The 6,502-nt window shown below is 64.7% G+C and carries 6 protein-coding genes; all 6 read left to right on the top strand.

Going from position 1 to position 6,502, the window contains the following annotated elements:
• Window positions 1-13 precede the first annotated feature (13 nt).
• A complete protein-coding gene (locus BGN95_RS07415) occupies window positions 14-154 on the top strand; it encodes a DUF305 domain-containing protein (protein ID WP_286772286.1) in 141 nt (46 codons plus the stop codon).
• 72 nt (window positions 155-226) lie between these two features.
• A complete protein-coding gene (locus tag BGN95_RS07420) occupies window positions 227-673 on the top strand; it encodes a DUF411 domain-containing protein (RefSeq protein WP_286772141.1) in 447 nt (148 codons plus the stop codon).
• Between the two features lie 302 nt (window positions 674-975).
• Window positions 976-1,347, top strand: a complete 372-nt coding sequence (locus tag BGN95_RS07425; protein ID WP_286772142.1) for a hypothetical protein — start codon at window positions 976-978, stop codon at window positions 1,345-1,347.
• A 442-nt stretch (window positions 1,348-1,789) separates the two neighbouring features.
• Window positions 1,790-3,019: a TolC family protein gene (locus tag BGN95_RS07430; RefSeq protein WP_286772143.1), complete on the top strand. Its 1,230-nt coding sequence runs from the start codon at window positions 1,790-1,792 to the stop codon at window positions 3,017-3,019.
• Window positions 3,016-4,230 carry an efflux RND transporter periplasmic adaptor subunit gene (locus BGN95_RS07435; RefSeq protein ID WP_286772144.1) on the top strand — a complete coding sequence of 405 codons (1,215 nt, stop codon included), beginning with the start codon at window positions 3,016-3,018 and terminating at the stop codon, window positions 4,228-4,230. Before BGN95_RS07430 ends, BGN95_RS07435 begins: the two co-directional genes overlap by 4 nt.
• Window positions 4,227-6,502, top strand: a 2,276-nt coding sequence (locus BGN95_RS07440) for an efflux RND transporter permease subunit (protein ID WP_286772287.1), incomplete at its 3' end; no start/stop codon positions are given. The genes BGN95_RS07435 and BGN95_RS07440, both read left to right, overlap by 4 nt.

Consider the following 6,502-nt stretch of genomic DNA (forward strand, 5'->3'; position numbering starts at 1 on the left):
TCACCGCGGCGCGATCGCCATGTCGCGGATCGCTCAGCGTGACGCGAAGGATGCCGACACGCGCCAGATGGCGGCGATGACGGTCACCAAGCAGGAAAAGGACATTGCGGAGCTCCAGGATTGGCTTCGCAAGCACGGCAAGCGCCCGCAGTAGCGGTCGCCCGCCCCGCCCTGGTTTTCCCTGAGCACCCCTGTCAGGGCGGGGCAAATTTTCGGAGCACATCATATGAAGCAAACTGTCCATGCCTGCCTCGCCCTCGTCCTTTTTGCGTCGCCGGTCGCGGCATCGGCGGCGTCCGCGATCGCGATGCATCGCGATCCTGGATGCGGCTGCTGCGAAAAGTGGGCCGCGCAGATCCGTCGAGAACTCGGTCGGCCTGTGCGCACATTGGACGACCCCAACCGATCTGCCTTTCAGGCGAAGCTGGGAGTTCCTGCTGATCTGGCTTCCTGTCACACGGCGGTGATCGACGGCGTGGTTGTCGAAGGGCACGTGCCGGCCGCCGATATCAAACGCGTTCTCGCGGAGAAGCCGCGCGGGATTCGTGGACTGGCGGTCGGTGGGATGCCGCTCGGGTCGCCGGGGATGGAAATGCCTGGCATGAGGGCGCAACGCTACGACGTGATCGCATTCGGCGCGGGCGGACGTCGGGCGTATGCCCGCCATGGCTAAGACTGCACGATTTCCGCAAACATGGATCGCTTCAACGGCGCGCGACAAGGATTTGCGCCGTGCGTCGTGGTTCCGATATACTTGGCTCGAACGCAAGGGTGGCTTCAAAAGGCAATAAATGCTAGAAGATTCGGTGCACATTGACCCCCATCCTGCCACCATCCTCGGGGTGGGGGACCAGAATTGCGTGTCGCACAACTTCGGCATTCGCGCACCTACGAGGGCCGGTGCCACAGAAGGGAGGCGGTTGCAGGTGATGCGCTTGCATTGACTCACGACTTCAATCGTCCGACATTGATCAGGTGCTGAAAAGCCGTCTCGCCTTTATGCTCCTCGTGGGCGCGTTGTGCGGTCTCTTCGGACTGCAGGCGGCCTACGCGATTGGCCCGATCGCGTCGCCGACGGTGATGGCCGCCGCTCATGCAACCCCTATGGGGGCCGACTGCGTCGACATGGCCATGCAGCAGCAGGGGCAAAAACAACCACCCTGCAAAGGGCTGACGCTCGATTGTGTAGCTCAAATGGGCTGCGTCGTGCCGATGACCGTCGAAAACGCGGCTCCCGCTGTCGATCGCGACCGCTTGCCTGGCGAACCGGAATTCTGGCCCGCCGTGATTGTCCTGGCGGGTGGCACGATCAGCCCCGAACCACACCCCCCGTCAAGCCTCATCTGATTGCCCTCGCCTGTGGGTGCGCCGCGTCATGACCGCTCGCACCGCAGCGCTGACGTCACATCACTAGAGGATATTATCATGATCACTCTGCTTGTTGCGGTCGCGCTTGCGGCCGCTCCCCAATCGTCTTCCTCCGAAGCGGCTCCCGTGTCAAAAGCCGCATCTTCCGGTCACTATGAATGGCGCCCTGGTCCCGATTTTGGATCGAAGTCGACTGGACCCGCGATGCGACGGGTCTGGGTGCCTGACCGCAAACAGCCTGCTTGTGACTGCACAATGATGAAGGTCGATCCGACAACCTGCATGCATAAGTCGTCCGTCGACCGCCCGGATGGCGGCCCACGTTGATCACCTGGAAGCAAGGCGACGCGGCAATTCGGCGCTTCGAGCAACACTGCTGAAAATGTCGGTCGCCCTGCCCGGCTTGCTACGGAAGAATTCTATGAGACATGCAGTGCTCGCGTCGCTTGTCGCGACGTGTCCGGTGGCCATTTCGGCGCAACCGCTCACCTTCAATGCGGCGCTCCAGCACGCGCGCGCAAATGCCCCGGTGCTTGTCGCGAAAGCGCGCAGAATGGACGCCGCGCGCGCCGCGCGCGGCGCCGCCGGTGCGCTGCCCGATCCAACGCTCGGGGTCGGTCTAGACAGTTTTCCCATTTCCGGGCCGCTGGCATTTCAGCCGAACCGGGACAATTTCACCTGGGTAAAGGTCGAGGCATCGCAGGCCATTCCCAATTTGGCGAAACGTCATGCCGAACAGGCGCGGGCAGATGCCGACATCAGGGCAGTCGAAGCCGACGCGGCGGCTAGCGCGCGCGACGTCGCGGTTTCCGCCGGTGTTGCCTGGGTCGATCTGGCCTACGCCGAACGCCGGGTCGCCGCGATCGATCAAGTCCTTCGTCGGCTGGAAGCGATCGTTCATACCACGCCCAGCGCCGTCGCTTCCGGAAGCGCGCGACCGGCCCAAACCGTGGCTGGCGACGAGGCAGTCGCAAAAATGCAGGACCGGCGCAGCGAGCTGGTTGCAGGTGTCGCCAAGGCGCGGGCGGCGCTGACGCGCTGGACCGGCGATCCTGAGCCCGAGATCGCAGGCGCGGTTCCGGACTTCCCGATCCGCGCAGCTGCTTTTGAAAGCGCGATCGACCGTCATCCAACGATCAAGATGGCCGCTGCCAGGGAAGGTCAGGCCGAGGCGGATGTGCGTGTGGCTGAGTCCAAACGCCGCGCTGATTTCGGTGTTAACCTCGCCTATCAGCGTCGCGATCCACGCTTTGGCGATTATGTCTCGGCCGGGGTGACGATCGGCTTGCCCATCTTCACTCGCCACCGCCAGAATGCGCAGATCGCGGCAAGACAGGCCGATGCTTCGGCAGCCCTGGCCGAACAGGCAGAGCTTCGTCGGGCGCTCGCGGCCGCACTCGCCTCCGATCTTGCGGACCACATGATGCATCACGAACAATGGATGCGCGCTCGGGACACGCTTCAGCCGCTTGCCGAGAAGCGCGTGCGCCTCGAAACGGCCAGCTTCGCGGCCGGGCGCGCGAACCTGATCGACATCGTCGATGCGCACTCGGCTCTTGCCGACGCCGTTCTGACCACCCTCGACCGCGAGGCTGCCGTCTTGCGCGACAGCGTCCGGATCAACCTCACCTACGGGGACGACAGCCAATGACACTCGATCGCACGCAGCGTGCCTGTGCCGGCGCCGCGCTTGCCGCTGTTGCCCTGATCGCCGGCGCGTCCGGCTATTATTTTGCCGGACCGCGCCAGCCCGCGCCAGCCGATTCGGCGGCGCAAGGGGGGCGCAAGGTCCTCTATTATTATGACCCGATGGTGCCGGGGGAGCATTACGACAGTCCGGAATCGCTCTCCTCGATGGGGATGAAGACCTTCAAGCCCAAATATGCCGACGAAGGTAGCGATGGCGCGCCGGGCATAACCGTCAATCCCAAAGCTGCGCAGAATTTGGGCGTGAGAACTGCCGTCGCAAAAGCCGGCACGCTGGCGGGCGCGCTCGACGTGACCGGCACGATCGGCTTCAATCAACGCGACGTCGCCATCATCCAGGCGCGCGCTGCCGGATTCGTCCAGCGCGTTTACGACCGCGCGCCGGGCGACGTGATCGGCGCGGGCGCCCCGATCGCCGATCTTCTCGTTCCGGAATGGGGCGGCGCGCAAGTCGAATATGAGGCCGTGCGCCGTACCGGCGACAAGGCTTTGATCGCGGCCGCTGGTCGGCGTCTGCGGCTGATCGGCATTCCGGGCGGGAGTTCGCGCGGCCGCGGGCTGACCACGGTGCGCAGTCCGATCGGCGGCGTCATCCAAACGCTCGACGCACGGGCCGGAGTCACGCTCGCCGCCGGGCAGACGCTCGCACAGGTCAACGGCCTCGGCACGGTGTGGCTGAACGCCGCGGTGCCGGAGGTCCGAACCAGCGATGTCAAAGTCGGGCAGTCGGCGGCCGCGGTGCTGGCGGCCTTTCCCGGCGAACGCTTCGCTGGGCGGGTCGTCGCCATCTTGCCGACCGCGCAAACCGAGAGCCGGACACTGACCGTCAGGGTCGAACTGCGCAATTCCGGAGGGCGACTCCGCCCAGGGATGTTCGCGACGGTTCATTTGGGCGGTACAGCGCAGACGGCATTGCTCGTCCCGAGCGAAGCGGTCATCCGCACCGGGAAGCGCACGCTCGTCATGCTCGCGGAACCCAAAGGACGCTATCGGCCCGCGGAAGTGCAGGTCGGGCGTGACGCGGGCGGACAGACCGAAATCCTGGCAGGGCTGCGGGAGGGGGAACGCATTGTCTCGTCCGGTCAGTTCCTGATCGATTCCGAAGCCAGCCTTACCGGCATCGATGCGCGTCCGATCGCGGGCGACGCCAAATGATCGCGCGTATCATCCAAGCGTCGGTAAAGGCCCGCTTCCTCGTCCTCCTGGCCGCCGCCCTGCTCATCGCCATCGGGATCGGTGCGGTCAGAACGACACCGGTCGATGCGTTGCCGGACCTGTCGGACGTCCAGGTCATCGTTCGCACGACCTATCCCGGGCAAGCGCCGCGCATCGTCGAGGATCAGGTCACCTATCCCATCGCGACTACCATGCTGTCCGTGCCGGGCGCGCGCGTGGTGCGCGGCTACTCCTTCGAGGGCGATAGCTTCGTCTATATTCTGTTCGAGGACGGCACCGACCTCTATTGGGCGCGCAGCCGCGTGCTCGAATATCTGAGCCAGGTGCAGAACCGCTTGCCGGAAGGGGCCAAGGCATCGCTTGGCCCCGACGCGACCGGCGTCGGCTGGGTTTATGAATATGCGCTCGTCGACAGGACGGGACGGCACGACCTCGCCGAACTGCGGAGCATTCAGGACTGGTTCCTGCGCTACGAGCTCAAGACCATTCCGGGTATCGCCGAAGTCGCGAGCATCGGCGGGATGGTCAAGCAGTATCAGGTGCTGCTCGATCCTCAGAAACTTGCCTCCTACGGGGTGACGCAGGAGCAGGTCACCGAGGCGTTGAAACGCGCCAATCAGGAGACTGGCGGCGCCGTGCTCGAAATGGCGGAAGCGGAATATATCGTTCGCGCCTCGGGCTATCTCAAGACGCTCGACGATTTCCGCAGCGTGCCTCTGAAGACCGTCGCAGGCGGCATTCCCGTCCGCCTGGGCGACGTCGCGACGATCCAGCTCGGCCCCGAGATGCGTCGCGGCGTTGCCGAGCTCAACGGCGAGGGCGAGGTTGCCGGCGGCGTCATCGTGATGCGCCAGGGCAAGAATGCCCGCGAGGTGATCGACGGCGTGCGCACCAAGCTCGCCGAGCTGAAGAAGAGCCTGCCGCCGGGTGTTGAGGTCGTCACGACCTATGATCGCTCCGGCCTGATTGACCGCGCCGTCGAAAACCTGACGAGCAAGCTGATCGAGGAGTTCATCGTCGTCGCGATCGTGTGCGCACTGTTCCTGTGGCACGTTCGATCAGCGCTGGTCGCGATCCTGACCTTGCCGCTCGGCATCCTGTTTGCGCTGATCGTCATGCGCGTGCAGGGCGTGAACGCCAACATCATGTCGCTGAGCGGCATTGCGATCGCGATCGGCGCGATGGTCGATGGTGCGATCGTCATGATCGAGAATGCGCACAAACATATCGAGCATTGGGAACGCGATCGGCCGGGCGAGGAGCTGAAAGGACCTGAGCGGTGGCGCGTCATCACCGCGGCGGCGGCCGAGGTCGGCCCGGCGCTTTTCCTCAGCCTCCTGATTATCGCGCTGTCGTTCGTGCCCGTGTTTTCGCTCCAGGGGCAGGAAGGCCGCCTGTTCGCGCCGCTGGCCTTCACCAAGACCTATGCGATGGCGGGCGCGGCGATCCTCTCGATCACGCTGATCCCCGTATTGATGGGGTTCCTCATCCGCGGCAAGATTCCGCTTGAGGAATCCAATCCGATCAACCGCTGGTTGACGCGCATCTATAGGCCGGCGCTCGACCGGGCGATGAGCCGGCCCAAACAGGTCTTGCTGATTGCGGGGCTGGTCTTCGCAACGAGCCTCTGGCCGATCAGCCAGCTCGGTGGCGAATTCATCCCGCAGATGAGCGAAGGCGATCTGCTCTACATGCCGTCGGCGCTGCCGGGTCTGTCGGCCGCCAAGGCGGCGCAGCTGCTCCAGCAGACCGATCGCCTGATCAAGACCGTCCCCGAAGTCGAGAGCGTGTTCGGCAAGGCGGGGCGCGCTGACACGGCGACCGATCCCGCGCCGCTCGAGATGTTCGAGACCACGATCCGTTTCAAGCCGAAGACCGAGTGGCGCCCTGGCATGACGCAGGACAAGCTGATCGACGAACTCGACAAGGCCGTCAAAGTCCCCGGGCTCGCCAATTTCTGGATACCGCCGATCCGCAACCGCATCGACATGCTGTCGACCGGCATCAAGAGCCCGATCGGTATCAAGGTCGCGGGGTCGAATCTGGCCGAGATTGACCAGGTCGCGCGACGGATCGAAATAGTCGCAAAGACTGTCCCCGGGGTCAGCTCCGCGCTCGCCGAACGCCTGACTGGCGGCCGTTATATCGACGTCTTGATCGATCGCGCTGCGGCATCACGCTACGGCATGAATATCGCGGACGTGCAGTCGGTCGTGTCGGGCGCGATCGGCGGCGAGACGATCGGCCAGAC

This window comes from Sphingomonas sp. 66-10 (genome assembly GCF_001897045.1).
Taxonomy (GTDB): Bacteria; Pseudomonadota; Alphaproteobacteria; order Sphingomonadales; family Sphingomonadaceae; genus Sphingomonas; species Sphingomonas lycopersici.

What these genes read in the sequence shown, in the direction of transcription:
- BGN95_RS07420 (WP_286772141.1), top strand. Translation starts at nt 227, where the DNA reads ATGAAGCAAACTGTCCATGCCTGCCTCGCCCTCGTCCTTTTTGCGTCG.
- BGN95_RS07430 (WP_286772143.1), top strand. Translation starts at nt 1,790, where the DNA reads ATGAGACATGCAGTGCTCGCGTCGCTTGTCGCGACGTGTCCGGTGGCC.
- BGN95_RS07435 (WP_286772144.1), top strand. Translation starts at nt 3,016, where the DNA reads ATGACACTCGATCGCACGCAGCGTGCCTGTGCCGGCGCCGCGCTTGCC.